The 26151-nt window shown below is 70.9% G+C and carries 33 protein-coding genes; 25 read left to right on the forward strand and 8 right to left on the reverse strand.

What is annotated here, in order from left to right; genetic code table 11:
• The first annotated feature begins 352 nt into the window (after positions 1 to 352).
• Together AB0L00_RS05595 and AB0L00_RS05600 are read left to right on the forward strand one after the other, a co-directional pair.
• Positions 353 to 1264, forward strand: a complete 912-nt coding sequence (locus tag AB0L00_RS05595) for a zinc metalloprotease (RefSeq protein ID WP_364428754.1) — start codon at positions 353 to 355, stop codon at positions 1262 to 1264.
• Positions 1265 to 1386: 122 nt separating this feature from the next.
• Positions 1387 to 3156, forward strand: a complete 1770-nt coding sequence (locus tag AB0L00_RS05600; RefSeq protein WP_364428756.1) for a DEAD/DEAH box helicase — start codon at positions 1387 to 1389, stop codon at positions 3154 to 3156.
• 158 nt (positions 3157 to 3314) lie between these two features.
• On the opposite strand, the gene AB0L00_RS05605 is transcribed toward AB0L00_RS05600, so the two are convergent.
• Positions 3315 to 3830 carry a gluconokinase gene (locus AB0L00_RS05605; RefSeq protein ID WP_364428759.1) on the reverse strand — a complete coding sequence of 172 codons (516 nt, stop codon included), beginning with the start codon at positions 3828 to 3830 and terminating at the stop codon, positions 3315 to 3317.
• A gap of 53 nt (positions 3831 to 3883) precedes the next feature.
• The gene (locus AB0L00_RS05610; RefSeq protein ID WP_345359809.1) at positions 3884 to 4459 is read right to left on the reverse strand and encodes an isochorismatase family protein; all 576 of its coding nucleotides are present in this window, start codon (positions 4457 to 4459) and stop codon (positions 3884 to 3886) included.
• A gap of 304 nt (positions 4460 to 4763) precedes the next feature.
• On the opposite strand from AB0L00_RS05610, the gene AB0L00_RS05615 reads away from it, so the two are divergent.
• The 4 genes from AB0L00_RS05615 (at position 4764) to AB0L00_RS05630 (ending at position 7504) form a co-directional block, all read left to right on the forward strand.
• Positions 4764 to 5321, forward strand: coding sequence for an RNA polymerase sigma factor (locus AB0L00_RS05615; protein ID WP_364428762.1), 558 nt, complete (start codon positions 4764 to 4766; stop codon positions 5319 to 5321).
• Positions 5314 to 6231, forward strand: a complete 918-nt coding sequence (locus AB0L00_RS05620; RefSeq protein WP_364428765.1) for a CU044_5270 family protein — start codon at positions 5314 to 5316, stop codon at positions 6229 to 6231. The genes AB0L00_RS05615 and AB0L00_RS05620 overlap by 8 nt, the downstream gene beginning before the upstream one ends.
• Positions 6232 to 6365: 134 nt before the next feature.
• Positions 6366 to 6857 carry a hypothetical protein gene (locus tag AB0L00_RS05625; protein WP_364428768.1) on the forward strand — a complete coding sequence of 164 codons (492 nt, stop codon included), beginning with the start codon at positions 6366 to 6368 and terminating at the stop codon, positions 6855 to 6857.
• Positions 6854 to 7504 (forward strand): methyltransferase domain-containing protein, encoded by a 651-nt coding sequence (locus tag AB0L00_RS05630; protein ID WP_364428771.1) that lies wholly within the window; start codon positions 6854 to 6856, stop codon positions 7502 to 7504. The genes AB0L00_RS05625 and AB0L00_RS05630 overlap by 4 nt, the downstream gene beginning before the upstream one ends.
• A 707-nt stretch (positions 7505 to 8211) precedes the next feature.
• Here AB0L00_RS05630 and AB0L00_RS05635 read toward each other — a convergent pair.
• Positions 8212 to 9543 (reverse strand): nicotinate phosphoribosyltransferase, encoded by a 1332-nt coding sequence (locus AB0L00_RS05635; RefSeq protein WP_364428774.1) that lies wholly within the window; start codon positions 9541 to 9543, stop codon positions 8212 to 8214.
• Positions 9544 to 9575: 32 nt separating this feature from the next.
• Here AB0L00_RS05635 and clpS point away from each other — a divergent pair, with 32 nt between their 5' ends.
• The 8 genes from clpS (at position 9576) to AB0L00_RS05675 (ending at position 14523) form a co-directional block, all read left to right on the forward strand.
• Complete coding sequence (gene clpS, locus AB0L00_RS05640) at positions 9576 to 9866, forward strand: ATP-dependent Clp protease adapter ClpS (protein ID WP_252778952.1); 291 nt, start codon at positions 9576 to 9578, stop codon at positions 9864 to 9866.
• A gap of 3 nt (positions 9867 to 9869) precedes the next feature.
• Positions 9870 to 10406 carry a DUF2017 domain-containing protein gene (locus AB0L00_RS05645; protein WP_364428776.1) on the forward strand — a complete coding sequence of 179 codons (537 nt, stop codon included), beginning with the start codon at positions 9870 to 9872 and terminating at the stop codon, positions 10404 to 10406.
• A gap of 174 nt (positions 10407 to 10580) precedes the next feature.
• Complete coding sequence (locus AB0L00_RS05650; RefSeq protein ID WP_364428778.1) at positions 10581 to 11528, forward strand: sensor histidine kinase; 948 nt, start codon at positions 10581 to 10583, stop codon at positions 11526 to 11528.
• Between the two features lie 25 nt (positions 11529 to 11553).
• Positions 11554 to 11985 carry a M67 family metallopeptidase gene (locus AB0L00_RS05655; protein ID WP_364428781.1) on the forward strand — a complete coding sequence of 144 codons (432 nt, stop codon included), beginning with the start codon at positions 11554 to 11556 and terminating at the stop codon, positions 11983 to 11985.
• A gap of 190 nt (positions 11986 to 12175) precedes the next feature.
• Entirely contained in the window at positions 12176 to 12448 is a 273-nt protein-coding gene (locus AB0L00_RS05660; protein ID WP_345359784.1) for a MoaD/ThiS family protein, read from the forward strand.
• Position 12449: 1 nt separating this feature from the next.
• The gene (locus AB0L00_RS05665; RefSeq protein ID WP_364428784.1) at positions 12450 to 13397 is read left to right on the forward strand and encodes a cysteine synthase; all 948 of its coding nucleotides are present in this window, start codon (positions 12450 to 12452) and stop codon (positions 13395 to 13397) included.
• A 74-nt stretch (positions 13398 to 13471) separates the two neighbouring features.
• Positions 13472 to 13855: a hypothetical protein gene (locus AB0L00_RS05670; RefSeq protein WP_364392480.1), complete on the forward strand. Its 384-nt coding sequence runs from the start codon at positions 13472 to 13474 to the stop codon at positions 13853 to 13855.
• Entirely contained in the window at positions 13846 to 14523 is a 678-nt protein-coding gene (locus AB0L00_RS05675) for a nucleotidyl transferase AbiEii/AbiGii toxin family protein (protein WP_364428786.1), read from the forward strand. The genes AB0L00_RS05670 and AB0L00_RS05675 overlap by 10 nt, the downstream gene beginning before the upstream one ends.
• A 49-nt stretch (positions 14524 to 14572) precedes the next feature.
• Here AB0L00_RS05675 and AB0L00_RS05680 read toward each other — a convergent pair whose 3' ends face one another.
• Positions 14573 to 15199, reverse strand: a complete 627-nt coding sequence (locus tag AB0L00_RS05680; protein ID WP_364428789.1) for a YbhB/YbcL family Raf kinase inhibitor-like protein — start codon at positions 15197 to 15199, stop codon at positions 14573 to 14575.
• Positions 15200 to 15346: 147 nt separating this feature from the next.
• Between AB0L00_RS05680 and AB0L00_RS05685 the strand changes: the two genes are divergently transcribed.
• From AB0L00_RS05685 to AB0L00_RS05700, 4 genes are all read left to right on the forward strand, one after another.
• Positions 15347 to 16201, forward strand: a complete 855-nt coding sequence (locus tag AB0L00_RS05685) for a helix-turn-helix transcriptional regulator (RefSeq protein ID WP_364428791.1) — start codon at positions 15347 to 15349, stop codon at positions 16199 to 16201.
• A gap of 122 nt (positions 16202 to 16323) precedes the next feature.
• A complete protein-coding gene (locus AB0L00_RS05690) occupies positions 16324 to 17103 on the forward strand; it encodes a thioesterase family protein (protein WP_364428794.1) in 780 nt (259 codons plus the stop codon).
• Between the two features lie 162 nt (positions 17104 to 17265).
• Positions 17266 to 18081 (forward strand): glutamate racemase, encoded by an 816-nt coding sequence (gene murI / locus AB0L00_RS05695; protein ID WP_364428796.1) that lies wholly within the window; start codon positions 17266 to 17268, stop codon positions 18079 to 18081.
• 10 nt (positions 18082 to 18091) lie between these two features.
• A complete protein-coding gene (locus AB0L00_RS05700; RefSeq protein ID WP_364428799.1) occupies positions 18092 to 18844 on the forward strand; it encodes an MBL fold metallo-hydrolase in 753 nt (250 codons plus the stop codon).
• A 39-nt stretch (positions 18845 to 18883) separates the two neighbouring features.
• Here the strand turns inward: AB0L00_RS05700 and AB0L00_RS05705 are convergent, their stop codons facing one another.
• A complete protein-coding gene (locus tag AB0L00_RS05705) occupies positions 18884 to 19372 on the reverse strand; it encodes a hypothetical protein (RefSeq protein WP_364428802.1) in 489 nt (162 codons plus the stop codon).
• A 90-nt stretch (positions 19373 to 19462) separates the two neighbouring features.
• Here AB0L00_RS05705 and AB0L00_RS05710 point away from each other — a divergent pair, with 90 nt between their 5' ends.
• The 3 genes from AB0L00_RS05710 to rdgB all read left to right on the forward strand — a co-directional run bounded on the left by AB0L00_RS05710 (position 19463) and on the right by rdgB (position 21641).
• Positions 19463 to 20212, forward strand: coding sequence for an MBL fold metallo-hydrolase (locus tag AB0L00_RS05710; RefSeq protein ID WP_364428805.1), 750 nt, complete (start codon positions 19463 to 19465; stop codon positions 20210 to 20212).
• A gap of 116 nt (positions 20213 to 20328) precedes the next feature.
• Positions 20329 to 21048 (forward strand): ribonuclease PH, encoded by a 720-nt coding sequence (rph, locus tag AB0L00_RS05715; protein ID WP_364428807.1) that lies wholly within the window; start codon positions 20329 to 20331, stop codon positions 21046 to 21048.
• Positions 21045 to 21641, forward strand: coding sequence for an RdgB/HAM1 family non-canonical purine NTP pyrophosphatase (rdgB, locus tag AB0L00_RS05720; protein ID WP_345359749.1), 597 nt, complete (start codon positions 21045 to 21047; stop codon positions 21639 to 21641). Before rph ends, rdgB begins: the two co-directional genes overlap by 4 nt.
• 105 nt (positions 21642 to 21746) lie before the next feature.
• On the opposite strand, the gene AB0L00_RS05725 is transcribed toward rdgB, so the two are convergent.
• Together AB0L00_RS05725 and AB0L00_RS05730 are read right to left on the reverse strand one after the other, a co-directional pair.
• Positions 21747 to 21845, reverse strand: a complete 99-nt coding sequence (locus AB0L00_RS05725) for a hypothetical protein (RefSeq protein WP_364428811.1) — start codon at positions 21843 to 21845, stop codon at positions 21747 to 21749.
• Positions 21846 to 21957: 112 nt separating this feature from the next.
• Entirely contained in the window at positions 21958 to 23253 is a 1296-nt protein-coding gene (locus AB0L00_RS05730; RefSeq protein WP_364428814.1) for a hypothetical protein, read from the reverse strand.
• Positions 23254 to 23397: 144 nt separating this feature from the next.
• Here AB0L00_RS05730 and AB0L00_RS05735 point away from each other — a divergent pair, with 144 nt between their 5' ends.
• The 4 genes from AB0L00_RS05735 to AB0L00_RS05750 all read left to right on the forward strand — a co-directional run bounded on the left by AB0L00_RS05735 (position 23398) and on the right by AB0L00_RS05750 (position 25196).
• Positions 23398 to 23703: a hypothetical protein gene (locus AB0L00_RS05735; RefSeq protein WP_364428817.1), complete on the forward strand. Its 306-nt coding sequence runs from the start codon at positions 23398 to 23400 to the stop codon at positions 23701 to 23703.
• Entirely contained in the window at positions 23700 to 23933 is a 234-nt protein-coding gene (locus AB0L00_RS05740) for a hypothetical protein (RefSeq protein WP_364428819.1), read from the forward strand. The genes AB0L00_RS05735 and AB0L00_RS05740 overlap by 4 nt, the downstream gene beginning before the upstream one ends.
• Positions 23934 to 24316: 383 nt before the next feature.
• Positions 24317 to 24955, forward strand: coding sequence for a HemK2/MTQ2 family protein methyltransferase (locus AB0L00_RS05745; protein ID WP_364428821.1), 639 nt, complete (start codon positions 24317 to 24319; stop codon positions 24953 to 24955).
• On the forward strand, positions 24945 to 25196 hold the full coding sequence (locus AB0L00_RS05750) for a CDGSH iron-sulfur domain-containing protein (protein ID WP_364429025.1): 252 nt from the start codon (positions 24945 to 24947) through the stop codon (positions 25194 to 25196). Before AB0L00_RS05745 ends, AB0L00_RS05750 begins: the two co-directional genes overlap by 11 nt.
• On the opposite strand, the gene AB0L00_RS05755 is transcribed toward AB0L00_RS05750, so the two are convergent.
• A complete protein-coding gene (locus AB0L00_RS05755; RefSeq protein ID WP_364428824.1) occupies positions 25161 to 26147 on the reverse strand; it encodes an iron-containing redox enzyme family protein in 987 nt (328 codons plus the stop codon). The two genes, AB0L00_RS05750 and AB0L00_RS05755, sit on opposite strands and share 36 nt — an antisense overlap.
• Positions 26148 to 26151: the final 4 nt, after the last annotated feature.

The following is a 26151-nucleotide window of genomic DNA, read 5'->3' on the forward strand; positions in this document are numbered from 1 at the left end:
GGTGTATAATACCCTCTGCTTGGGGGGGTGTTTGGTTTGGGGGGGTTTTTGTCGGCGGGGGTTTTTGGGGTGGGCGCCCGGGCGGCCCCCCCCCGCCCCCGCCGCCCCACGTGTCCAGCCGGCGCACGGGACGACGGCGGCCTGCGCGCGCCCGACATCGGCGGCACCGCCGGCGCGCTCTGCGCCGGTGGCCCGATCGGTGGACTCGGCGTCGGCGGCCCGATTGGTACGTCCGGCATCGGCGGCCCGGTCGGCACGTCCGGCGGCGGCGTCCCCGTCGGCGCGCTCGGTGCGGGCGGACTCGGTGTCGGCGGATTCGGCGGTGGTGGCCCGGTCGGTACGGCGGGCGTCGGTGGCTCGGCCGGCGGACTCGGGGGCGGCCCGGACGGCGCGTCCGGCGGACGGCGACTCCCTCGCCCCCGGCGAGATGCAGGCGATGCTGGGCGACTTCACCGGCACGCTGCGCGCCCGCTACGGCGTGGCCGACGAGCGCGCCCTCGCCGCCGCGCACCGGATCCCCGATCGGATCGTGGTCCCGCTGCGGTTCCACGTGCTCACCGACGGCCGGCACGGCCGGCTCTCCCGCGCCGCCGTGGACCAGCAGGTCGCGGTCCTCAACGCGGCGTACGGCGGGCGGCTCGCCGGTCCCGGCGGCACGGTGCGGTCGGCCGTGCGGACGCCGCAGGGCGCCGACACCGGGGTGTCCTTCCGGCTCGACGGCGTCGACGTCACGACCAACGCCCGGTGGTTCGGCAAGCCCCATGACCACCGGGCCGAGATCGAGGCGGCGCTCAGCCGGGGCGGGTACGGCACGCTGAACCTGTACACCGCCGCGGTCGGCTTCGAGATGCTCGGATTCTCGACGTTCCCCAAGTGGGCGCGGGAACGACCGGGCGTCGGCGGCGTCGTGGTCGACTACCGCAGTCTCCCCGGCGGCACGTTCCCGCACTTCAACCGCGGCCTCACCGCAGTGCACGAGATCGGGCACTGGCTGGGGCTGTTCCACACCTTCGAGAACGGCTGCTGGCCGCCGGGCGACGGTATCGACGACACGCCGGACGAGTCGGTGCCCACGGTCGGCTGCCCGGCCTCGAAGGACACCTGCCCCGCGCCCGGCACCGACCCGGTGCACAACTTCATGGACTACGGCTTCGACAGTTGCATGCGGGAGTTCACCCCGGACCAGGGCCTGCGGATCCGGGCCATGTGGGCCGCCTACCGCCTCGGCGCCACGCCGTCCGGTGGCCAGGCGCGATACCGGTGACGCGCGAGGCGTGCAGCGGCGATGAGCAGGCCGGAACGCCGGTAACAGGAGCGCCAAACGTCCCGGACACCTCGGGAGGGTGGGCCCGTCCTGTCGGCAGGTCAAGGTAGCCTTCTTTCACCGTGAGCACGTTCGCCGCATCAGACACCCCACCCGCGCTGCCCAACCGGGCACCCTGGGGCACCGCGACCGCGCTGCGTGCCTGGCAGCAGGGGGCCTTGGAGGAATACTTCCGCACCGGTCCGCGCGACTTCCTCGCCGTCGCCACGCCCGGCGCCGGTAAGACCACCTTCGCGCTCCGGCTCGCGGCCGAGTTGCTGCACCGCAAGATCGTCGCCCGCATCACCGTGGTCTGCCCGACCGAGCACCTGAAGCGGCAGTGGGCCGACTCCGCCGCCCGCGTCGGCATCAAGATCGACCCGGAGTTCAAGAACTCCCAGGGCCGTACGGCCAAGGACTTCCAGGGCGTGGCGGTGACGTACGCCCAGGTCGCCGCGCACCCCGCCCTGCATCGCAACCGCACCGAGACGCTGAAGACGCTGGTCATCCTCGACGAGGTCCACCACGCGGGCGACGGCCGGTCCTGGGGCGACGCGATCCGGGAGGCGTTCGAGCCGGCCGCCCGGCGGCTGTCGCTCAGTGGCACGCCGTTCCGTACCGACATCAACCCGATCCCCTTCGTGCTGTACGAGGAGGGGCCCGACGGCATCCGGCGCAGCCGCGCCGACTACACCTACGGCTACGGCCCGGCGCTCGCCGACGGGGTCGTCCGGCCGGTCATCTTCCTGGCGTACGCCGGGGACATGCGCTGGCGGACCCGCGCCGGCGACGAGATCACCGCCAGCCTGAGCGACCCGCTCACCCAGGACCAGACCTCCCAGGCGTGGCGCGCAGCGCTCGACCCGAAGGGCGACTGGATCAAGCAGGTGATCGCCGCCGCCGACCGGCGGCTCACCGAGGTGCGCCGGGGCGTCCCCGACGGGGGTGGGCTGGTGATCGCTTCGGACCACGAGTCCGCGCGGGCGTACGCCAAGATGATCCGGGAGATCACGAACACCAAGGCGACCGTCGTGCTGTCCGACGACCCGGCGGCGAGCAAGAAGATCAAGCAGTTCAGCGCGTCGGAGGACCGCTGGATGGTCGCGGTCCGCATGGTCTCCGAAGGCGTCGACATCCCGCGCCTCTGCGTCGGCGTCTACGCCACCTCGACCTCGACCCCGCTGTTCTTCGCGCAGGCGATCGGCCGTTTCGTCCGGGCCCGCAAGCGCGGTGAGACGGCGTCGGTGTTCCTGCCGTCGGTGCCCACGCTGATGGGGCACGCGGCCGAGATGGAGACCGAGCGCGACCATGTCCTGGATCGGCCGGTCCGCGAGGACGGCCTCGACGACGACCTGATCGCCGAGGCGAACCGGCAGCGCGACAACCCCGACGTGGGGGAGGAGCTGGCGTTCGAGACGGTCGAGGCGTCGGCGACGTTCGACCGGGTCGTGTTCGACGGCGGTGAGTTCGGCATGACCGCCGCGCCGGGCTCACCCGAGGAGGAGGACTTCCTCGGCATCCCCGGCCTCCTGGAGCCGGACCAGGTCGCGCAGCTGCTGAAGCAGCGGCAGGCCGAGCAACTGGCCGCGCAGCGCAGGAGCAAGAAGGGCGAGGCGCCGACCGAGGAGGATCACACCGCCGCCGAGGACCTGCACGCGCTGCGCAAGGAGCTCAACAACCTCGTCGGCGCGTGGCACCACCGCACCGGCCAGCCGCACGGCGTGATCCACGCCGAGCTCCGCAAGGTCTGCGGCGGGCCGCCCAGCGCGCAGGCCAGCAGCGACGACGTCCGCAAGCGCATCGCCAAGATCCGGGAGTGGGCCGCCCGCCCGATGCCCCGCGTCCGCGACTGACCCGCGGCGCGCCGCGATAGGGAAGGCGGCGATCCGTGGTCGGCGAGGCAGGAGCCGGCCGGGGGGCGGGCGCGGAGGCGACCGGGGGCGTGGACGCTCACGCTGACCGCCGAGGCGGACGCGGCCGGGGCCGACTCCGCCCTGGCGATCAGGCCGTACTACCGGCCGACGGGCCCGGGCGGGAGGTCGAGCCGCCGGTGGATCTCCTCGACGATCGTCTCGATCGGCTGGTCGATCGAGACGATCAGCGCGTTCTCGTCCGGCGCCGGTGTCTCCAGGTCGGCGAACTGGCTGTCCAGGAGCTGCCGGGGGAAGAAGTGCCCGTGCCGGGCGGCGAGCCGCCCGCCGATCAGCTCCTTGGAACCATCCAGGTACACCAGGTGCAGGTCCGGCCGGCTCTCCCGCAGCACGTCCCGGTACTTGCGCTTCAGCGCCGAACAGGTGACCACCGCCGGGGCGTCCTGTTCGTGCATCCACGCGCCGATGGCCCGCAGCCACGGCCAGCGGTCCTCGTCCGTCAGCGGCACGCCGGCGTGCATCTTCTCGACGTTCGCAGGCGGGTGGAAGTCGTCGGCCTCGGCGTACCTCCAGCCGAGCCGACCGGCCAGCATCGCGCCGATCGTGGTCTTTCCGCTGCCGGAGACGCCCATGATGAGGACTATCGGGTGGTGCATACCTGGCAACGTATCGGGTGATCCAGAAGCACGACGTACGGGCCGGAGGCCGGTCAGCGGAGGAGCGGCTGGCCGGACAGCTCCACGCCCGCCGCGCCCATCTCGTCCAGCGCCCGCTCGACGGTCTCCCCGGCCACCCCGGCCGTCATGCCCAGCAGCACCCTCGTGGCGATCCCGGACCGTACGGCGTCCAGGGCGGTCGCGCGGACGCAGTGGTCGGTGGCGATACCCACGATGTCCACCGAGTCGACCTCGTGCTTGCGCAGCCAGTCGCCCAGCGGCGTGCCGTCGTCGGTGGCGCCCTCGAAGCCGCTGTAGGCGGCCTTGTGCTCACCCTTGCTGAACACCGCCTCGATCGGCGCGAGGTCGAGGTTCGGGTGGAAGTCGGCGCCCGGCGTGCCGATCACGCAGTGCGCCGGCCAGGTGTCGACGAAGTCAGGATTCTCCGAGAAGTGGTCGCCCGGATCCAGATGGAAGTCCCGGGTCGCCACCACGTGCGCGTACGCCCGCCGGTTGTCCTGCAGGTAGGTGGAGATCGCCGTCGCAACGTTTGCCCCACCGGTCACGGGCAGTGATCCGCCCTCGCAGAAGTCGTTCTGCACATCAACAATGATGAACGCCGTGCTCACGGCAGCCTCCCCGGCCAGATCTCCAGCACAGGAAAAGCTACCCCGCCGGGACCGGAAACATCATCGGACGAGCGCCGAGATTTCCAGGGAAGACGATCTCGGCGTGCGGCGAAGCATGGGTGACCACGATCCCTCACCCAGGAGGCACCGCATGACGGAGGCAGGGCCATGACCGAGCGAAGCGAGGGAATCAACGGCGCAGCCCCACGGGTCGCCCCTCCGACGAAGGAGGGCCCATGACCGAGCGAAGCGAGGGAATCGAAAGCGCAGCCCCACGGGTCACTCCTCCGACGAAGGAGGGCCCATGACCGCCGACGTCGGCGAGCAGGCGAGCGACGCCGAACTCGCCGCCCGATTCCGCCGGGACCCGGAACTCTTCACGGCCGTCCACGACCGGTACTTCCGCGACATCTACCTGTACGCGGCGGGCCGGCTGGACGCGCAGACCGCCGAGGACATCGCCGCGGAGACGTTCTGCGTGGCGTTCCGCGACCGTGAACGGTTCGATCCCGGCCGCGGCGCCCTGCGGCCGTGGCTGTTCGGCATCGCCACCAACCTGGTCGCCCGGCACCGGCGCAAAGAGGCACGGCACTACAAGGCCGTGGCCCGCGCCGGGGCCGAACCGACCGCCGACAGCCACGAGAACCGCGTCGTCGCCGCGGTGGCCGCCGCCCACATGAAGCCGCAGCTGGTCAGGGCCCTGGCGCGGCTCTCCCCGGGCGAGCGCGACGTCGTCCTGCTCGTCGCCCTCGGTCATCTCAGCTACGACGAGGTGGCCGACGCGCTCGGCATCTCCGCCGGCACGGTCGGCTCCCGGCTCAGCCGCGCCCGCAAGAAGCTCAAGGAGGCATTCCATGGATGACGAACTGACGATGCTCGCCAGCGCGCTCGTGGCCCCGGAGCCGTCCGGCGAGATCGCCGACCGGAGCCGGCACCGGCTCCAGAACACGATGCGCGGCGGCCCCGCCCGCAGGCGCCGGATCGGGTGGCTCGCCGGCGGCCTCGGCCTCACCGCCGTCACGGCGGCGACCGCGATCGTCCTCACCTCGACCGGTACGCCGCGCACCCCGAACCCCAACAGCCCGCCCACCACGGCCGCGCCCTCCACCCTGTCCGCCCGGCAGATCCTCCTCGCCGCGGCCACGACGGCGGAGAAGGCCCCCGCGACCATCGGCACCTACTGGCACGTCAAGACCGTCTACACCAAGACCTCCAAGGGCGACTCGGACACGGGAGCGTCGGTGATCGAGACGTGGACCCGGCGCGACGGTCGATCCTGGGTCAGGGAGGGGTCGCCGACCGGCCCGGTCGAGGAGAACGGGGGCCACCACGGAACGTGGAACAACGGTTTCTTCGTAGGGGACACCAGGCTGAGCTTCGAGCGAATCCAGCGGCTGCCGGACGATCCCACCGCGCTGAAGACCTACATCAAGCAGCACAGCAGGTTGATGCGGCTTGTCGGCAAGGGAAAAGGGAAGGTGTCCGAGGACGAGGTCGTCATCGGAGGGCTGGTCGGTCTTCTCGAGAGGACGCCGGCTCCGCCTGCGGTCCGTGCCGCCGGCTTCCGGGCACTCGCCGATCTCCCAGAGGTGAAGAAGCTCGGTCCGGTGAAGGGCGGGCAGGGCCTGCAGATCTCCTACCCGGATGGCTGGGCGAGACTGGTCGTCGATCCGGTGACCTCGCGACTGCGCAACTCCGACTTCGGTGATCAGAAAGCGAGCGGTACGTCGAGGATCGAGGCGGCCGAATGGATCAACACGCTGCCCAAGTAGATCGTGCCGCTCGCTGATCGGCACCGGCGAAGGGCGCGCGGACGACCTTCGCGCGCCCCTCTCAGGAACGTCGACGCCCCCCACGAAGTGGGTGATCAGGCGTAATCGACGAGGCCCCACATGAATGCATTCTCGTGAGCACTCTCATCCCCGTCCGGTCCGTCGGTCCCGGCCGCCCGGCGCGCCGGCCGGGACTCCGCTGGCAGGCGTTCGTACTGATCGGTGCGGGTCCGGCGTTGGTCCCATGGCTGTTCGTTCTCGCGTTCGAGCTGCCGGGAGCGACCGTCGCCGCGCACTGGTCGACGGCATGGGCGGGGTTCGACGGCCTGGAGGCGCTCGGCCTGATCGCCACCGGGCTGCTCCTCGGCCGGCGTGACCCCCGTGGCTGCCTGGCGGCGGCCGCGACCGCGCCGCTGCCGGTCGTGGACGCCTGGTTCGACGTCGTCACGGCCACACCGGGCGGTGACCGGGCCACCGCCGTGGCGATGGCGGTCTTCCCGGAGATGCCGCTGGCGATCACCTGCGCCGTCCTGGCCGTCCGCGCGCTTCCACGCCGGGATCACGGATCGCCCAGCCCGCCGAGTGCTCGCGCTGCTCACCGACCTCATCCCATGGAGAGACAATGACCGTACTGACCGCTCGCCGTACCCGCTGGGGACTGGCCGCCGCCGGCGGAGCCGCGGCGGCCGCCTGGTGGCTCGGCGACCGAGCGCCCTATCCGTACGCCCAGCGGACCCTGCTCGACATCCCCCTGCCCTACCTGACCTGCGGCCGCCTCGACGAGGTGCTCCGCCCCCGCCCGGGGGAACGGATCCTCGAGATCGGCCCCGGGACCGGGCTGCAGTCCGTGCACGTGGCGCCGCAGCTCGGCCCGGCGGGGCGGCTCGACGTCGTCGACATCCAGCCGGAGATGCTCGACCACGTCACCCGCCGCGCCGAGGAGCGCGGCATCGCGAACATCACCGCGACGGAGTCGGACGCCCGGACTCTGCCGTTCGGCGAGGAGACCTTCGACGCGGTCTACCTCGTGACCGCCCTGGGCGAGATCCCCGAGCCCGACCGGGTCCTGCGTGAGGTCGCGCGAGTGCTGGCGCCCATGGGGCGGCTGGTGGTGGGGGAGTTCTTCGACCGGCACTGGATCCCGTTCGGCCGGCTCCACCGCCTCGCCGACGCGTCCGGCCTCCACCTGGAGACACGCCACGGCCCGACCTTGGCCTACCTGTCCCGCTTCCGCCCCTGCCCCCGCCCGGGAACGGTCATGTCCGCCGTGTGAGGGCGTCGCTTTTGAAGATCACTGGCGGTCGCTGCGCCTAGAGAGCTCGACCCGCCGGCGGCGGCGCTCTGACCCGCGTGATCCTTGGCGATCGCTGCGCCTAGGCGGCAGTGACCGCCAGTGATCAAGTCATCGTGACCCTCGGACGCCCCGGATCTCGACGCCGTTCGGCTCCTCGGGGCTGGAGCGGGCGGAAGGCTCGGTGAAGCCGCTGGGGGCCGGGCCGCCACCGGGGTGAATCGCCCGGCGGAGCGGGTCTTCGCCGAGCGCCCGCCCTGCCGGCGATACCGCCCGTCGGCGGCGCCGTGGCCTCGACGGTGGCGAAGTCGCCGTGGAGCCGATGTGACGGGCGAGTCATCTCCCGCCGCTGGGAGCGGGCCGCAGAGGAATGGCGGATCGATCAACCACTGTGGCGTCGGTGATGACGTAGCAGGCCTGGCAAATGGGTCATCGACCCGCCAACAACGGCGGCAACGAGACCGCAACAGCGGCACCGCCGCGGTCATCTGATCTCCGGCACGCCGCCGTGCCGGCCGGATGGCGTTTGGCTCGGGTGGGCCGGGTGTGAAGCTCGGTGAAGGGGCGTGCTGCCGGGGACTTCGTCCGATATGAGATTCAATCCCGGCGGCTTTACCGAGCATCAGCCCTGCGCCGCCTGCACTGGCCCTCCGGCCCGCTCCGGCTCGTGCCGTGCCCTCAGGGTGGTGTCACGCGCCGTACAGGAATTCCGTGGGGATGGCCACGTCGCCGCGGGAGAGCTGGAAGGCCGACGGGGGGAGTTCCGTCAGGGCGCGTTCGTGGCGGTCACGGGCCTCGGACAGGTCCTCGCGGCCGACGATCTCGCCGCCGACGACCAGCGGCCGCAGCAGCGGGCGGTCGTACGGGCCGGGGGTCGGCTCGTTCAGCGAGACGACCTCGGCGATCGCCCGGCCGTTCTCGTCGCGGTGGCGGACCGCCCACTTGCGCCCGCCCCGGCTCGGCTTGCCGACCGAGTTCTTGGCGACCGGCCGCAGCGGCCCGTCGTCGGACTGGGCGCGGGCCACCAGCTTGTAGACCAGCGACGCGGTCGGCGCGCCGGAGCCGGTGACCAGCGACGTTCCCACGCCGTACCCGTTCACGGGCGAGGCGGCGAGGGCGGCGATCGAGTACTCGTCGAGATCGCCGGTGACGATGATCTGGGTCTTGGGCGCGCCCAGCGCGTCGAGCTGTTCGCGCACCTCCCGCGCCATCTCGCCCAGGTCGCCGCTGTCGATCCGGACGGCGCCGAGGTCCGGGCCGGCCAGCTCGACCGCGACCGCGACGGCGCGGGCGACGTCGTAGGTGTCGACGAGCAGCGTCGTCGACGCGCCGAGCGCGTCGAGCTGGGACTGGAAGGCGTGGCGCTCGCTGTCGTGCAGCAGGGTGAAGGCGTGCGCGCTCGTGCCGGCGGTCGGCACGCCGTACGTGCGCCCCGCCTCCAAGTTCGACGTGGTACGGAAGCCGGCGAGGTAGGCTGCGCGGGCGGCGGCCACGCCGGCCATCTCGTGCGTGCGCCGGGATCCCATCTCGATGAGCGGACGGTCGCCGGCCGCGCGCACCATCCGGGAGGCGGCGGAGGCGATCGCACAGTCATGGTTGAGGATCGACAGCGCGAGGGTTTCGAGGATCACGGCCTCGGCGAAGCTGCCCTCCACGACGAGGATCGGCGAGCCGGGGAAGTAGCAGTCGCCCTCCGCGTAGCCCCAGACGTTGCCGGAGAATCGGTAGGACTCCAGCCATGTGGCGGTCGGTTCGTCGACGATGCCGTGGGAGATGAGGTACTCCAGCTCGGGGCCGCCGAACCGGAACGACTCCAGCGCGTCGAGGAACCGGCCCGTTCCGGCGACGACGCCGTACCGGCGGCCGTTCGGCAGGTGCCGGGCGAACACCTCGAAGATCGCCCGGCGCTGCGCGGTGCCCGCCGTCAGGGCACCCTGGAGCATGGTGAGTTCGTAGCGGTCGGTCAGCAGCGCCGTCGAATGATGCACGAGTGGCAGATTACGGTGTGGTGTGTACACCATGTGCGCGCAGCACCCTGGAAGGAGGCACTGAGGTGAGCACGGCTCCCGTCGAACTGGATCGGCCGGACGCCGCCGAAGACGTACGTTCGGACCGTCCGTGGGTGTCGATCGTCTGGAACGACCCCATCAATCTCATGTCGTACGTCACATACGTCTTTCAGAGCGTGTTCGGCTATTCCAAGATGAAGGCCGAGAAACTGATGCTCGACGTGCACCACAAGGGCCGCGCCGTCGTGTCCAGCGGCACGCGGGAGGAGATGGAGCGCGACTGCGAGATCCTGCATTCGTACGGTTTGTGGGCCACGGTCCGGCAGGATGTCTGAGTCATGAACACCTGGTTCACCCGCGTCCACGGCGGCGGTGTGCGGCTGCGGATGACGCGGGAGGAGGCCTCCGTCGTCCACGCGCTGGTCACCCAGCTTCTCGACCTGCTCGGCGGGCCCGCACCCGGCCCGCGCGACGACGGCCTGCCGAACCTCAGCTTCTCGGAGAACACCACCGTCTCGGATGATCCGGTGCTGGCCCGATTGTTCCCGGACGCCTACCGGGACAACGGGGCCGCGGCGGCGGAGTTCCGGCGCTACACCGAGGCGGGCCTGCGGGACGGCAAGCGGGCGGCTGCCCAGCTCGTGCTGGACACGCTCGGCGACGGCGGCGAGATCCTCCTGGACGACGAGCAGGCCCAGGTGTGGCTGCGGTCGCTCAACGATCTGCGACTGGCCCTGGGCACCCGCCTGGGGATCAGCGAGGAGACGCTCGAACGGACGCGCAGCCTCGACTGGAACGATCCTCGGACCGCGCCGTTCGCGGCCTATGACTGGCTGACCTATCTCCAAGAGGACCTGGTTCGAGCGCTTTGGTGAGCATTTGTCGCGAAGTGATCGGCTGATCGGTCGTTCGACCCGCTCAGTCGATCAGCGGCTTGGTAGGTTGGCGGCGCCGCCGGACTCCGCGCTGGGAGGAGCGGACGTGAGCGAGCGAAGCGAGGGAATCGACAGCACAGCCCCTCTGGTCACTCCTCCGACGAAGGAGGCTCCATGACCGCGACCGACTCCGTCGATGTGCTCGTTCACCGAGCCCTGCTGTACGGACACGAGGACGAGTTCCTCGACGCGACGATCCCCTTCTTACGGGAGGGCCTGGCCCGGGGCGGCCGCCCGGTCGTGATCAGTGAGCGCGCCGGGCTCGTACGCCGGTGCCTCGGCCGCGGGGCCGGGACGGTGGAGTTCGTCGACGCGTCCGGCTGGTTCGGCGCGCCGGCCCGGACCCTCACGGCCTACCTCGCGCACGCCCGCGAGCGGTGGTGGCCCCAGGGCCCGCTGTACCTCGTCGCGGAGCCGGTGTGGCGGGCGTGCACCCGACCGGAGATCCGGGAGTGGGGTCGGCTGGAGTCGCTGCTCAACGTGGCGTTCGCCGAGACCCGGACCAACCTGCTGTGCGCGTACGACGTGCGGTCGCTGCCCGCCGAGGCCGCCGAGGACGTGGGCCGTACCCATCCGGAGCTGGTCGGCGTCACCGGAAGCCGCCAGAGCGCGCTGTTCACCGACCCGGCGGTCTTCTACGCCGAACGCAACCGGGTCCCGCTCGCGCCGCCGACCGAGCCGGTGCTGAGCCGCGATCTCGCGGGCGGGGACCCGGCCGGGCTGCGCGCCTTCGTCGCGGCGGCGGCCGAGCACCACGGGCTGTCCCGGGAGCGCAGCCTCGCCCTGGTGCAGTCGGTGGGCGAGGTCGTCGCGCACATCACGCGGTGCGGCGGGGGCCACGGATCGGTGTGGGTGTGGTCCGCGCACGGCAGGCTGATCTGCGACGTCGTCGACGCCGGGACCGCGCTCGACGACCGGTACCTCGGCTACTTCCCGCCCACACCGCACCGGCCCGCGGGGGCGGGCATGTGGGCGGTCCGGCAGCTGTGCGACCTCGTGGAGATCCGGTCCGGCGCCGGCGGCTCGGTCGTACGGCTGCACATGGGCCACGAGTCCCGCTGAGGCCCGCCGTGGATACGCTTTGCGCATGCTCACCATCGAACGGGCCATCGTCGACCAGATCGTCGCGCACGCGCGCGCCGACCACCCGGACGAGGCGTGCGGCGTCGTCGCCGGAGCCGCGGGCTCGGACCGTCCGACCCGGTTCATCGCGATGGCGAACGCCGAGCGTTCACCGACCTTCTACCGATTCGACTCGATGGAGCAGTTCAAGGTGTGGCGCGAGATGGACGACCGCGACGAGGAGCCGGTCGTCATCTACCACTCCCACACCGCGACCGAGGCCTACCCCTCGCGTACCGACATCTCCTACGCCTCGGAGCCGAACGCGCACTACGTGCTGGTCTCCACCCGCGCCGACGGCGAGACGGAGTTCCGTTCGTACCGGATCGTCGACGGCAAGGTGGACGAGGAGGAGGTCCGCGTCGTGGAGTCGTACGAACCCGACTCGGTAGACTGATTCCGTGACGACGATGACGGAGCGCCCGATCCCGTTCGTCACGCCCGTGCAGAATTTCCTCTTCGGCCACTGCCGCGCCGAAGTCGTCTACGACTGTCGCCAGGGCTGACCTCCCCCAGAGCCCGGAATCCCCGCGCATCCGGCCGTGTTGAGCCATGCCGGGACCGTAAGACGAAGGAGCACACTCGCGATGGCGATCGAGGTTCGTATTCCGACGATCCTGCGTAACTACACCGATGGGGCGAAGGCGGTGGAGGGTGGCGGCGCCACGCTCGACGACCTGTTCGCCGACCTGGAGACCCGCCACCCGGGCCTGCGCGACCGGCTGGTCGACGAGAAGGGCCTGCGGCGGTTCGTCAACGTCTACCTGAACGACGAGGACGTCCGCTTCCTGGGCGGCCTCGGCACGAAGGTCTCCGACGGCGACACCGTGACCGTGTTGCCCGCCGTCGCCGGCGGCTGACGTGCGTTTCGACTCCCTGCTCGACTCCCTCGGCCGTACGCCGCTGGTCGGCCTGCCACGGCTGTCGCCGTCGCCTGAGGTGCGGCTGTGGGCCAAGCTGGAGGACCGCAACCCGACCGGCTCGGTCAAGGACCGCCCCGCCTTCTGGATGATCGCGAAGGCGGAGAAGGAGGGGCTGCTCGCGCCCGGCCGTACGATCCTGGAGCCCACCTCCGGGAACACCGGCATCTCGCTGGCGATGGTCGCGAAGCTTCGCGGCTACGACATCGTCTGCGTGATGCCGGAGAACACCTCGGCCGAGCGCCGGCAGCTGCTGGAGATGTGGGGCGCGCGCATCATCTTCTCCCCGGCGGCCGGCGGCTCGAACGAGGCGGTGCGCGTCGCCAAGCGGCTGGCGGAGGAGAACCCCGACTGGGTGATGCTCTACCAGTACGGCAACGAGGCGAACGCCCGGGCGCACTTCGAGACGACCGGTCCGGAGCTCCTCGAGGACCTGCCGTCGATCACCCACTTCGTGGCCGGCCTCGGCACCACCGGCACGCTGATGGGCGTCGGCCGGTACCTCCGCGAGCAGGTGCCCGGCGTCGCGATCGTGGCCGCCGAGCCGCGTTACGGCGAGCTGGTGTACGGCCTGCGCAACATCGACGAGGGCTTCGTGCCCGAGTTGTACGACGAGTCGGTGCTGACGACGCGGTACTCCGTGACGTCGGCGGACGCGCTCCGGCGCACCCGTGAGCTGCTCGCGCAGGAGGGCGTCTTCGCCGGCATCTCCACCGGCTGCGCCCTGCACGCCGCGCTCGGCATGGCGAACAAGGCCGTCAAGGCCGGCGAGCGCGCCGACATCGCGTTCATCGTCGCCGACGGCGGCTGGAAGTACCTCTCCACCGGCGCGTACGGCGGCACGCTCGAGGAGGCCGAGGAGCGCCTCGAAGGCCAGCTCTGGGCCTGACCGGCCTCGCGGGCGTTCGCCGTCTCTTTCGGTGAGCGCCCGCGTACGGTCGGTGTGCTCGGCATAATGGCCGTATGCCCGAGACGTTGCCGAGCTGGACGGCGCACCTGCCGCGCTGGATTCCCCGCTCCCTGTCCGACCTACACGGTCCTCGCGAGGGCGTCATCGACCTCCCTCTGGATCTCTGCTGGTCAGGTCACACCCGTTACGACATCGAGCGCTTCGCGCAGCGAGTCGCGCTTTACGAGTTGGTGATCGTGCAGGGACTGCAGAAGCACTATCCGGAGTTCCTCAACGGCGACTACCTCCTCGAGGCGTGGCCCCTTCTGCACCGGAGGCTGGGCGACGGTTACGTGGAGGCATGGGAGGGCCGTTTTCCCGAGTTGGCAAGGATCGGTGCGTCTCCCGGTGCCTTCGCAGCAGCCTTCGCCCGCTGGAAAGAGTCGCCGTGGGCATAGATTTCCCTCCCTTTCACCGGCGACTCATCGAGGCGGGGCTCGACCTTTGCGAGGAGCACGGGTTATTCCTCGCAGGCGGTTATGCGATGAAGGCCCACGGCTTGGTAGATCGACCCAGTAAGGACATCGACTTCGCGACCGCGAACCCCCTACCGGTCGAGGAACTGACACTGCGCGTGGTGGCGGGTTATCGGGCGAAGGGGTTCGATGTCGCCGCCGCTCCGGGTAACTACCGGTTCGCCCGGCTGGTGGTCACAGATCCGCTGACGAGTGAGTCCTGCGAAGTCGATCTCATGAAGGCGACCCTTCGCGTCAGCCCCGTGATCGTGGACTCCTGCCCTGTGCTGGGTTTCGACGACGCAGTCGGCCTGAAGATGCGAGCGCTGCACGATCGTGGCATTGCGCGTGACCTCATCGACGCGGCAGCGCTCGCGGGGGAGTACAGCTTCGAGCGCCTCGAATGGCTCTGCCGTTCGCATGAATCCGACTTCTCACTGCGTCGCCTGGCCTCGCGACTTGAAGCGGCAGAGCTGCGCAACGACTCGGAGTTCGAGGCTTACGGCCTGACGCTGGACGAGGTGCGGCGGGTGAAGCGGTTCGCGGCCGAATGGGCGCAGGACATCAACCTGCGGCTCATGGAAGAGGAAGAGGTCGATCCCGAGCTCTGAGTCCTGCCGGAGCGCTCTCACCCGCCGCCTCTCCGGGCGCGACGGCGCTCTACCGCTGCGCCGTGGCGGTGATCCGGCCGTACCCGACGATGTGGCCGCTCATGGTGAAGGTCGCGACGGCGGGCGGCGTGTCGGCCGGCAGATCCAGGCCGGCGACGTTCAGCGCGTACACGGTCACCTGGTAGCGATGCCCGATGTCGCCGGCGGGCGGGCAGGGGCCGAGGTAGCCGGTGCCGCCGGCGTCATTGGTGCCGGAGACGGCGCCCGCCGGCGGCTTGGCGCCCAGCGTGGTGTCGCCGGTGGGGATGTCCCAGACCAGCCAGTGCCAGAACCCGCTGCCGGACGGCGCGTCCGGATCGTACATGGTGACCGCGTAGCTGCGGGTCGCCGCCGGGGCCCCGCTCCAGGACAGGCGCAGTGGTCTGTTGCCCGCCGAGCAGCCGAACGCGTTCGCCCATGACCCGGCCGGGAAGGCACCGCCGTCCCGGACATCCAGGCTGGTCAGCGTCATCCGCGTGGCGGAGTCCGGCACGCCCTTGCGGATCACGGTGAAGCCGTAGCCCCCGTCGCCGACCGGGCCATGGTGCCCATCGCGCGCGGCGGCGGCCGTCGCGGCCGATCCCACCAGGACGGCGGCGCCGGCCACCGTCGCGAAGGTCCGAACGGATCTCTTCATCTCCTGCCTCCTTCGATCGTGCGTCCACGATCGCGGCGCGGATCCGACTGGAGGAAGGCCGCCAGGATGCTGGTACTCACAGTGCCAGGCGCCGCGATGGACATGGGGCACCGGACTCTTGGACCATGCGGGTCATGGGTGAGTCGGATGAGTCGGCATAACGCCGAACTGGCGGAGTTCCTGCGCGTCATGCGGGCACGCGTACGGCCGGAGGACGTCGGTCTGCCCGCCGCCGGTCATCGCCGCACGCCGGGCCTGCGGCGCCAGGAGGTCGCCCAGTCGGCCGCCATCAGTGTCGAGTGGTACACCCGCCTGGAGCAGGGCCGGGTGGGCTCGCCCGGCACCGCCGTCCTCGACGCCCTGGCGCGAGCCCTGCGGATGTCGGAGTCCGAACGACACCATCTGCACCTGATCGCGCGGGGGGAGGCCCCGCCGTCCCGTCACCGGCCCGCACCGGTCGGGGCCGACCTTCAGGGGCTCCTGGACGGGATGCCGCTGCTGCCCGCCTACATCGTGGACTTCCGCTTCGACGTCCTCGCGCGGAACGAACCCGCGGCGGCGTTGTTCGGCGCGGACTTCGGCAGCGGCGAGACCGCCAACGTCGCCCGCATGCTGTTCCTCGTGCCGCGTATCCGCGAGATGCAGCTGGACTGGACCAGGATCGCCAGAGAGACCGTCGGGAACCTGCGCGCCAACCTCGCGCGCCATCGCGCCGACGCCCCGCTGCGCGCGCTGATCGGTGACCTGCGCCACCGCAGCGAGGAGTTCTCGGCCTGGTGGAACGACCACACCGTGCAGGAACGCACTCACGGTACGAAGCGCCTCCGCCACGAGGTCGGAGGTGACCTGACGATCCGCTACACCACCCTGGCCACACTCGACAACTCCGACCAGTACCTGATCGCCGTCACTCCGGCCGACGCGGCGGCGGAACAGGCGCTGCGCAAGATCGTCTCCTCTCGCGCCGGCGCGCTCGCCCGGACGGCGAGGGCACTGGGCTGAGTCGTGACCTGCGGCGGACCATGTGGCGATCGTCCCATCTGCGCTCCATGTCCGGCTCGTACGAAACCGGGCCGGTAGGGTATTACCGAACGTGATTCGATTCTCGGTGGTGGGGTGGGGGAATGGGCGGCTTCGCGGCGGCCACGACGGTGCGACGGGTGGCGGAGGGACGCTACGCCGTCGACCTCGACGGGGACTTCGGCATCGGAGAAGCGATCAACGGCGGCTACGCGATGGCGGTGATGACCCGCGCGGTGCTCGAGGAGTCCTCGCACCCGCACCCCGTCGCCACCAGCGCGAGCTACCTGCGCGTGTCGAAGGCCGGGCCGGCGGAGGTCCGGGTCGAACCGCTGAAGGCCGGGCGTACGGCGGCGGTGGCGCGCGTCACGCTCGTCCAGAACGACCAGGCCCTGATCGAGGCGCTCATCACCACCGGCACCCTCAACGGTGACGCCGCTCCCGTCTACTCGGTGGAGCAGGAGAAGCTCCCGCCGATCGAGGAGTGCCCGGAGTTCCCGTCGAACAACGGCTTCGCCCGCCAGATCGACCTGCGGTACGACCCGGCCACCATGGGCTGGCTCGACGGGCGGCCCAGCGGGGTGCCCGAGATGCGCGGCCACCTCCGGATGCGCGAGCCGTACGAACCCGACGGGATCCTCCTCGCCCTTGCGGTCGACGCCCTGCCGCCGGTGGTGCTCAACGCGGGGGCGAGCGGCTGGGCGCCGACCGTCGAACTGACCTGGCACATGCGGGCCGTTCCCGCCCCGGGCTGGCTGGCTCTCCACGGCCGTGCCCGGCTGGTCAGCGACGGGTGGTTCGACGAGGAGGTGGAGGTCTGGGACTCCGCCGGACGCCTCGCCGCGCAGAGCCGCCAGATCGCCCGCGTCGGCCGCGGCCGCTGACACCCCCGGCGTCGGCCACGATTGCCAGTGGGGCCCGCGTCGGCCCCGGTCGCCGGTTTTCTATGGACCGGAAGCGGGAGTCGTAAAGGGCCGGAAATCACAGTGTGATGTGCGGCGCATCCACCCGACGATCACCTCATGGTCTCCTAGCCTGTTGGGATCATGTCTGACGCGCCAATCGGGATCTTCGACAGTGGGGTCGGCGGGCTGACCGTCGCCCGCGCCATCCTCGACCAGTTGCCGAACGAATCCGTGTTGTACGTCGCCGACACCGCGCGGTTCCCGTACGGCCCGAAGCCGATCGCCGAGGTGCGCGCCTACGCCCTCGAAGTGCTCGACCACCTCGTGGCCGAGGGAGTGAAGATGCTCGTGATCGCCTGCAACAGCGCCAGCTCCGCGGTGCTGCGCGACGCCAGGGAGCGCTACGACGTCCCGGTCGTCGAGGTGATCCTGCCGGCCGTGCGCGCCGCGGTCAGCGCCAGCCGTACGGGTCACGTGGGGCTGGTGGCGACTCGTGCGACCGTGACGAGCCGGTCATATGATGACGCGTTCGCCGCTGCGCCTCATGTGACACTGACAAGTGTGGCGTGTCCGCGTTTCGTAGAGTTCGTGGAGCGGGGCATCACCATGAGCGACGAACTCCTCGACGTCGCGCGAGGCTATCTCGAGCCGATCCTCGACGCGGGGTGCGACACACTCATCCTCGGCTGCACGCATTACCCGTTGCTGGCCGGCGTCATCTCATATGTCGCCGGTGACGGGGTAACCCTCGTATCGAGCGCCGACGAGACCGCCAAGGACGTCTACCGGGTGTTGCACGACCGCCGCCTGGCCCGTGCGGAGGGCTCCCCGGAGCCCCGCCACCGGTTCCGGGCGACCGGAGACCCGGCGCCGTTCGGCGTCCTCGGCCGCCGCTTCCTCGGCCCGGAGATCGGGCTCGTCGAATCCGCCCCGGTCAGCGGTCTGTATACGGTTTAAGGAGGTCGTGGTGCGGCTTACGGTCATTGGGTGTTCTGGCAGTTTTCCCCGACCCGACAGCCCGGCGTCCTGTTACCTGGTCGAGGCCGACGGCTTCGCGATGCTCCTCGACCTGGGCAGCGGCTCGGTCGGGACGTTGCAACGTCACCACCCCTTTCTCGACATCGACGCCATCTGCGTCTCCCATCTCCATCCCGATCACTGCCTCGACCTGTGCGTCTACTGGATCGCCCGGACGTTCGCGCCCCATGGAAAGCAGCCGGTGATCCCGGTTTACGGACCCGCGGGCACCGCCGAACACCTGGCCGGCGCCTATGGGCTCGATCCGGAGCCGGGCATGCGCGAGACCTTCGACTTCCACACGCTGCGACCCGCGACCTTCACCATCGGGCCTTTCACCGTGACGACGGCCCAGATGAACCATCCCGTGGAGACCTTCGGATTCCGCATCGAGCACGAGGGCCGCACGATCGCCTACTCCGGAGACACCGCGGAATCGAGCGCCCTGATCGAACTCGCCCGCGACGCCGACCTCTTCCTGTGCGAGGCCGCCTGGATCGAGCGCCCCGACCTGCCCCTCGCCGCGCAGCACCTCACCGCGCGCCAGGCCGCGGAGCACGCCGCGAAGGCCGACGCCGGCACCCTCGTCCTCACCCATCTTCTGCCGTGGAACGACCCGGCGCTGTCTCTGTCGGAGGCGAAGGACAGCAGCTTCCGCGGCAGGATCGAACTCGCCCAGCCGGGCGCCGTGTACGAGATCTAGGAACGAACGGACGCGGTACCCGGCTTCGGCGTCTTCCGTTCAGCCGAGGGCTATCGCCGCGTTCGAGTATGGGGTCTCTCCGGTGACCTCCCGCTCGTAGCGGAGGAAGTCCGGGAGGGGCACCTCCTCGGCGAGCCGATCGATCTCGACCTCCAGGAGGAGGCATCTCCTGGTCACGGGTTGCTTGATGTCGTCGAGCTCGAAGAATCGCCCCTGCCAGGTGAAGCAGTGGCGATCCTTGACGATGATCTGCCGTGCGGGGTCGCGTTGGAGGCGCAGTCGCTCGTATTCGCGGGCGTCGATCTCTTTCTCGATCACCTCGCGGGTGCCCTTGCTCAACGGGCGGAGATGGGCGTAATGGTAGCTGTCGACTCCATCGCGCCGGCTCCGCCGGATTCTCTCTTCTTCGGCGCCGTCCGCCTTGAGGTAGATCTGTTCGAAACCTATTACCGTGGCGGAGCGCAGAAGGGGATGGTTCCAATCGGGCACGGCCGCGAGGAGGAACTTACGCTCGATCTCGATGGGCATCGGCACTCCTGTGTCTGATCGCGTGGGCGGAGGGTCCAGGCTAGGCTCGATGACGACGTGGTGGACGACGGCCTGACGAGAGGGCGACACTTGCGGATCACCGTGGTCGGTTGTTCGGGCAGTTTTCCCGGGCCGACGAGTCCCGCGTCGTGCTACCTGGTCGAAGCGGACGGCTTCGCGCTGCTGCTGGACCTGGGGAACGGCGCTCTGGGAGCCTTGCAACGCCAGATCGACCTTTATGCGATCGATGCGATCCTGCTCTCACATCTGCACGCCGACCATTGTCTCGACCTGTGCGGCTACTATGTCGCCCGCAAATACGTCGCCGGGGGTCCTCAACCGCGCATCGACGTTCACGGGCCCGCGGGCACCGCCGAACGGATGGCCCGCGCGTACGACCTTCCGCTCGATCCCGGGATGCGCGAGGTGTTCGACTTCCGCACCCTGCGTCCCGGGACGCTGCAGGTCGGACCGTTCACCGTGACGGCCGCGCGCGTGAACCACCCCGTCGAGGCGTACGGCTTCCGGCTGGAGCACCAGGGGAGGGCGATGGCCTACTCCGGCGACACGGGGGAGTCCGACGCGCTCGTGACGCTCGCGGAGGGCGCCGACCTCCTGCTCGCCGAGGCGTCCTTCCTCGAAGGGCGGCAGGACCCGACGCAAGGGCACCTGACCGGCGGGCAGGCGGCGGAACACGCGGCACGCGCCGGCGTCGGACGACTGGTCCTCACCCACCTGGTGCCCTGGAACGATCCGGCCACCGTCCTGGCCGAGGCCGGCGCGGGCGGATTCCGCGGCGAGATCGAGCTGGCCCGCCAAGGCGCCGTCTACGACCTGTGACGCGCGGCGCGTACGACCTGTGACGTGCGCGGCCGGTACGTGGGTCCGCGGGCAACGCCCCTCGTACCCGCCGTCGAGGCGTCGGGGCCCTCCAGGGTCTGGATAGGGTTGGGCCCATGGCTCGCCCCGACGGTCGGTCAGCCGACCAGCTACGTCCCGTCCGCATCCAGCGTGGCTGGCTCTCTCACGCCGAGGGCTCCGTGCTGGTGGAGTTCGGCCGCACGCGGGTGCTGTGCGCCGCGTCCGTCCAGACCGGTGTGCCGCGCTGGCGCCGTGACTCGGGGCTCGGCTGGGTGACGGCGGAGTACGCCATGCTGCCGCGCGCGACCAACACCCGAAACGACCGCGAGTCGGTCAAGGGCAAGATCGGCGGCCGCACGCACGAGATCTCGCGTCTCGTCGGCCGCTCGCTGCGGGCCTGTGTCGACTACAAGGCGCTCGGGGAGAACACCATCATCCTCGACTGCGACGTGCTCGAGGCCGACGGCGGCACCCGTACCGCCGCGATCACCGGCGCGTACGTCGCCCTCGCCGACGCGGTCGCCTGGATGCGCGAGCGCAAGCTGGTCAGGGCCAGCCCGCTCGTCGGCTCCGTCGCGGCGGTCAGCGTGGGCGTCATCGACGGCGAGCCCCGCCTCGACCTGTGTTACGAGGAGGACGTCGCCGCCGAGACCGACATGAACGTCGTCTGCACCGGCGACGGCCGCTTCGTCGAGGTGCAGGGCACCGCCGAGGGCCAGCCGTTCGACCGTGCCGAGCTCGACGCCCTCGTCGACCTCGCGGCCGGCGGTTGCGCCGAGCTCACCCGCATCCAGCAGGAGGCACTCGGGTCATGAAGGTCGTGCTCGCCACCCGCAACCAGGGGAAGGTCGCCGAGCTGCGCCGGATCCTCGAGGACATCGACGTCGTCGGCCTCGAGGAGTTCCCGGACGCGCCGGAGGTCCCCGAGACCGAGCTGACGTTCGTGGGCAACGCCCTGCTCAAGGCCCGCGCGATCGCGGCGCACACCGGGCTGCCCGCCGTCGCGGACGACTCCGGGCTGTGCGTCGACGCCATGAACGGCATGCCCGGGATCTTCTCCGCCCGCTGGGCCGGCCGGCACGGTGACGACCAGGCCAACCTCGACCTGCTTCTCGGCCAACTGTCCGACGTCGCACCCGAGCACCGGGGCGCCCGGTTCGTGTGCGCGGCGGCCATCGCCTGGCCGTCCGGCGAGGAGGACACCGTCGAGGGCCACATGGACGGCGTCGTCATCGACGCGCCGCGCGGCACGAACGGCTTCGGCTACGACCCGATCTTCGTCCCCGAGGGCGACACCCGTACGACGTCCGAGCTGGGCCCCGAGGAGAAGGACGCCATCAGCCACCGCGGCAAGGCCTTCACCGCCCTCGCGGACCGCATCCGCGCACGGGTCGCCCACGCGGGCTGAGGGCTCACCGGCTCGCGGCCCCCTCATCGGGTGGCAGCACGTGCCCCACGACGCTCGTGATCAGCGCCTCGGGGAACACCTCCGGCAGGGTGAGCCGCTCCGCGATCAGCACGTGACCACCGTCGTGGCGTCGCCGGGCGGCCCGGAGTCCAGGTGGTAGGCGATGTTCGCATCGACGTCGGCGCGGATGGTGCGGGTCAGCACCTCGCGCGACTCGGGGCGCCGGGTGGCATCCAGGCGTGGTCACCGGCCGCCAGTCGCACCTTCGCCAAAGGCACCCTCCTCCTGACCTGCACCAAGAAGGAGGGCTGGGCCGCTACAGGAGTTCCGGTCGGTTCTCCGCCAGTGCCCGCTGCGCGGTCATCAGCCGCTCATGAAACTCGGCGGCCCGCCGCTCACCCGGATACCGCTTCCGGAGAATGCGGTCCAGGTCCTGACCGCGATTGATGAGGTCGGTCAGGCTCCTGCGCCGGTACCCGAACGCCGTTATCGCCTCCTCGACCGCCGCGTCGAGATCGCCGCGACGTGCGTGTACGAGGCTGAGGTCGAGGCGGGCGTTGGCGACCCGCATCGGGGCGTTCGTGGTGCCGTCCGGGCGGGTGTGGCGGGCCAGGATCTCCCGGGCGTGCTCCTCGGCGCGGGCATCGTGGCCCTGCCACGCGTAGACGGTGGCGGCGTAGAAGATCCACTTAGTGTTGTCGAAGACGAAATGGTTGTCCGGGTGTACGGGGGTCGGCAGCTTGGCGAGCAGCGCGGCCCCCTGCTCGAGGGCCGCAGCCGCCTCCCGGCGGTGCTGCAACCGGGCGTGAGCCTTGGCCTCCTGCAGGGTGAGCTGGACCAGTGCGCTGCTGGTACCCGCAACGGCCTTGCCGCGCTCGGCGGCTTCCAGGACGTCTTCGTAGCGGCCCTCGGTCAGGGCGAACCAGGCCGCCATTTCGTGCGCCCACGCCTCGAGCTCACCGTGCTCGGCCTGTCTGCCCATCTGCAGAGCGCCGAGCCGTGCGGCATCGGCGTGCTCGCGCTCGCCGAGGTCGTAGTGCAGGCAGCCGAGCAGCGCGGCCAGCCAGCCGGCCTGGATGAGGATCTCGCGGTGCTGGGCGAGGGTCAGGCGTCCGTTCAGCAGGCCGAGGATGTATGAGAGTCGCTGTTTGACACGGTCGCGCAGGAGCCGCGCGGGCGTGCTGGGGTATGCGCGGCATAGCAGCTCCACCGCCTCCTGGATCGCCTCGACGGTGCCCGGCCCGATGTGCGAGACGTCGGCGATCCTGGCCAGCTCCATGGTGCTGAACAGCTCGGCCTCGGTTCGCAGCGCGTCCTGAGGAAGGATGCGCGCCGCGACCATGCGCCGCTCCCGCTGCCTGCTCGGCGGGACGAAACCGAGCTCCTCCATCGACAACCCGGTCAGCTCCTCCAGAGCCTGGCGGTACGGCCGGTGCGGCCACAGCACCTCCCCGCGCTCCCAACGGCGGATGCGCTCCTCGTCGCACATCAGCCCCTCTGCGATGCCCGTCGGTGTGCGGTTCACGGCGGTCGCCATCTGGGCGCGACTCCAGCCGCCGCCGCCCTGTGCCTCCCGCCAAGCGGTGAGCTGAATATTCGGCGTTGTGCTCATTTCCGGCATTTAGTCCTCCACCAAAAAGAAGGGGAGAGAAGGAGCGCGACTCGGGGGTCGTTACGTTTGGTGGAAACAGCTTCTCTTGCCGTTAGCGAACAAGCAACGGAGGTTGCCGTCAAGCGGTAGAGCAGGGAAGGTGCCATGGAGATCCCCCGGGAGAATCCTCACGGCGAAAGCGCCGGATTCGGGCGCGAAGCAAAACTCAGGCTCCTCGCCGAGCTCTGTGAAGAACTGGCCGGCTCGGGACTGTACGTCGGGTTGAGCGACGCCCGGCCGGCCCTTTCGGTCCGCGCCGGCCTCACCGGCGAACGGGTGTGGATCGAGGTCAGGAACGGGTCGTTCGTCTGGCGTCGTACCGATGAGGTGCGTCACGCGACGGACGACCCGGCGGGCGCGGCGGCCCAGATCGCGGGGTATCTGGCCGGGCGGCCGGACAAACGGGCGTGAGCGCGAGCGCGCTGGGCGTGCTCCGCCGGCGATTTCCGGGAATGGTGATCTGGTACGGCCCGTACACCGGCTCCTGGTGGGCGCTCGTGCCGCCTCCGATGGGATGGCGGCTGGTGGAGGCGCTCGATCCGGAGGAGTTGACCAGGGCGATCCTCACCGCGACGACCTGGCCTTGGCCGCCGCGGTTCCGGCTCAATCCGCGAATGCGGGCCGGGCGGATGGCTCGGTAAAGCCTGAGGGTGACTAGGGCAAAACAGTCATCATTCGGGACGGACCATCGTGAGATCGTCTCGGTCTCCGAGCCTTCCGGTCGCCATCGGTTCGCGGGGCGTAGGTGAGGCGGGGCGCCGTCGGGGGAACAAAGCTGCATAAGGCCCGCGAACGGGGCGCCGGCGGCGAAGAGGGCCTGCGCCACATGGACGAATCCCGCTTCCAGTCGGGCACCCGTTATCGCCGACCGGAGCACTGCCCGCTGCTGGAAGAGGATCTGGGCGGGGCGGCCGGGGAGAGTGCCACTCGATCTCTCTCGCGTGGATCGCCTGCCGGGCCGGCGATGGGGCCGGAGGCGGGCGGCCCGAGACGTCGATCAACCGGATAGGCGACCACGATGTGGATGTTCCGGCCCCTCGGGGTATATCGGCCGCAAAGCGACACGTTCCTGCTGGCCAGGGAGCTGTGTTGCGGTGGGGTGCAGGGCTCCCGGGTGCTCGACCTGTGCACCGGGACCGGTGCGCTGGCGATCGTCGCCGCCTACGCCGGCGCCGAAGCGGTGACGGCGGTGGACGTCGAGGGCCGCGCGGTCCTGACGGCGCGGATGAACGCCCGGCTGCGACGCGTGCCGGTGCGGGTGCTCCGCGGTGACCTGTTCGAGCCGATCGCGGATGAGGTGTTCGACGTCATCGTGGCCAACCCGCCGTACGTGCCGAGCGCGGGCGCGCCGCGCGGCGTACGCGGCCGGGCCTGCGACGCGGGCCGGCGGGGGCGGGCGGTGATCGACCGGATCTGCGCCCGCGCGCCGGGGACGCTGGCCGTCGGGGGAACGCTGTTGATGGTCCAGTCGGCGCTGTGCGGGGTGGAGACGACGCTGAACTCGCTGCGCGGCGGTGGGCTGAAGGCGTCGGTCGTCGCGCGGTGGAGGCAGCCGTTCGGGCCGGTGATGCGGTCGCGGGCGGCGTTCCTGGAGGAACGGGGGCTGATCCGCCCGGGTCAGCGACACGAGGAGCTGGTGGTGGTCCGTGCCGATCAGAGCTGAGCGTCCGGACGGGCGGCCCGGCCGGGAGCCGCGTCGTGTGGTCGTCGTGCCCGGCGGCCCGGTCCTCGTCGAGGGGCCGGTGGAGCTGGTCACCGACGACGGCACGACGTTGTACTGCGATCGTTTCGTGGTCGCCGTGTGCGCGTGCCGGCGCAGCCGCCGGTACCCGCTGTGCGACACCAGCCATCGCCGGAGGCAGCGGGGATCAGGGGAGCGGGCGCCGCAGGGAGGTACGGCCTGATCGCCAGCATTCCAGCAGGTGAGCGCCGAGCCGGTCCTCGAGATACGCGGTGGCCTGGATCCCGAGCACGACGTCGGCCGCGAGCTCCGGCTCCCGGGCCAGCAGGTCGCCGATCACGTCCCGGCGCATGATCTGCTCGTGTACGGCGTCGGCCTCGATGTGCTCGGTGAAGAACCGTGTGCACTCCGGCCCCGCGCGCAGGCGGGTCAGGGCCCGCGCCATCCGGTCCGCGTTCGGCGGGGTGGTGATCTCTGCGGCGGCGAAGTGCCCGACGAGAGCCCCGCGCAACGCCCGGTGCAGGCCGAACAGCGACATGAGGTTCACGGTGGCCAGCGTCTGGGCGGGCGCGTGCTCCAGATAGCGGCCGTACCGGGAGTCCAGCCCGGCGCCGTCCAGGAGGTCCGCGAACAGCTTGGCGTGCATCCGCTCGCCCCGCCCACCGCCGAACTCGTCGAACTCGACGGCGACCAGCGCCGCCTTGCTCTCGCCCCGCAGCCGCGGGATCACCCACGCGTGCGGGTCGGCCTCCTTCAGGTGGTAGATCGAGCGATGCGCCAGGTACTCGCGCATCTCCCACCACCGCCCCGTGTCGAGCAGGTGGTGTGAGACGCCGTAGGCGTCGGGGTCCTCGACGAGCAGCCCGCCCAGCGCGGTCTCCGTGTCGGTCCCGCCGGGGCACACCGCGCGCAGGGCCGGCAGGAAGCGGTCCTCCAGCCGCCGCCGCAGCCGCAGCAGCTCCGGATCCCACTCCCAGCGCGGGTCCACCCGGTCGAACCCGTGATAGTGCAGCTCGTAGCAGACGTACAGCGCCAGGTGCAGATCCTCGCCGAAGGGCTCGGCGGCACGGACCACCTCCGGCGACGCCGCCGGCGGCGGGTCGCCGGCCAGCGCGACCGTCACGGTCTCCGACAGGGGCCCGCGCGGCTCGGGCAGCGTGGCGTCCACGGTCATGGGA

Origin of the sequence: Actinoallomurus sp. NPDC052308, assembly GCF_040679195.1 — a bacterium.
GTDB lineage: Bacteria > Actinomycetota > Actinomycetes > Streptosporangiales > Streptosporangiaceae > Actinoallomurus > Actinoallomurus liliacearum.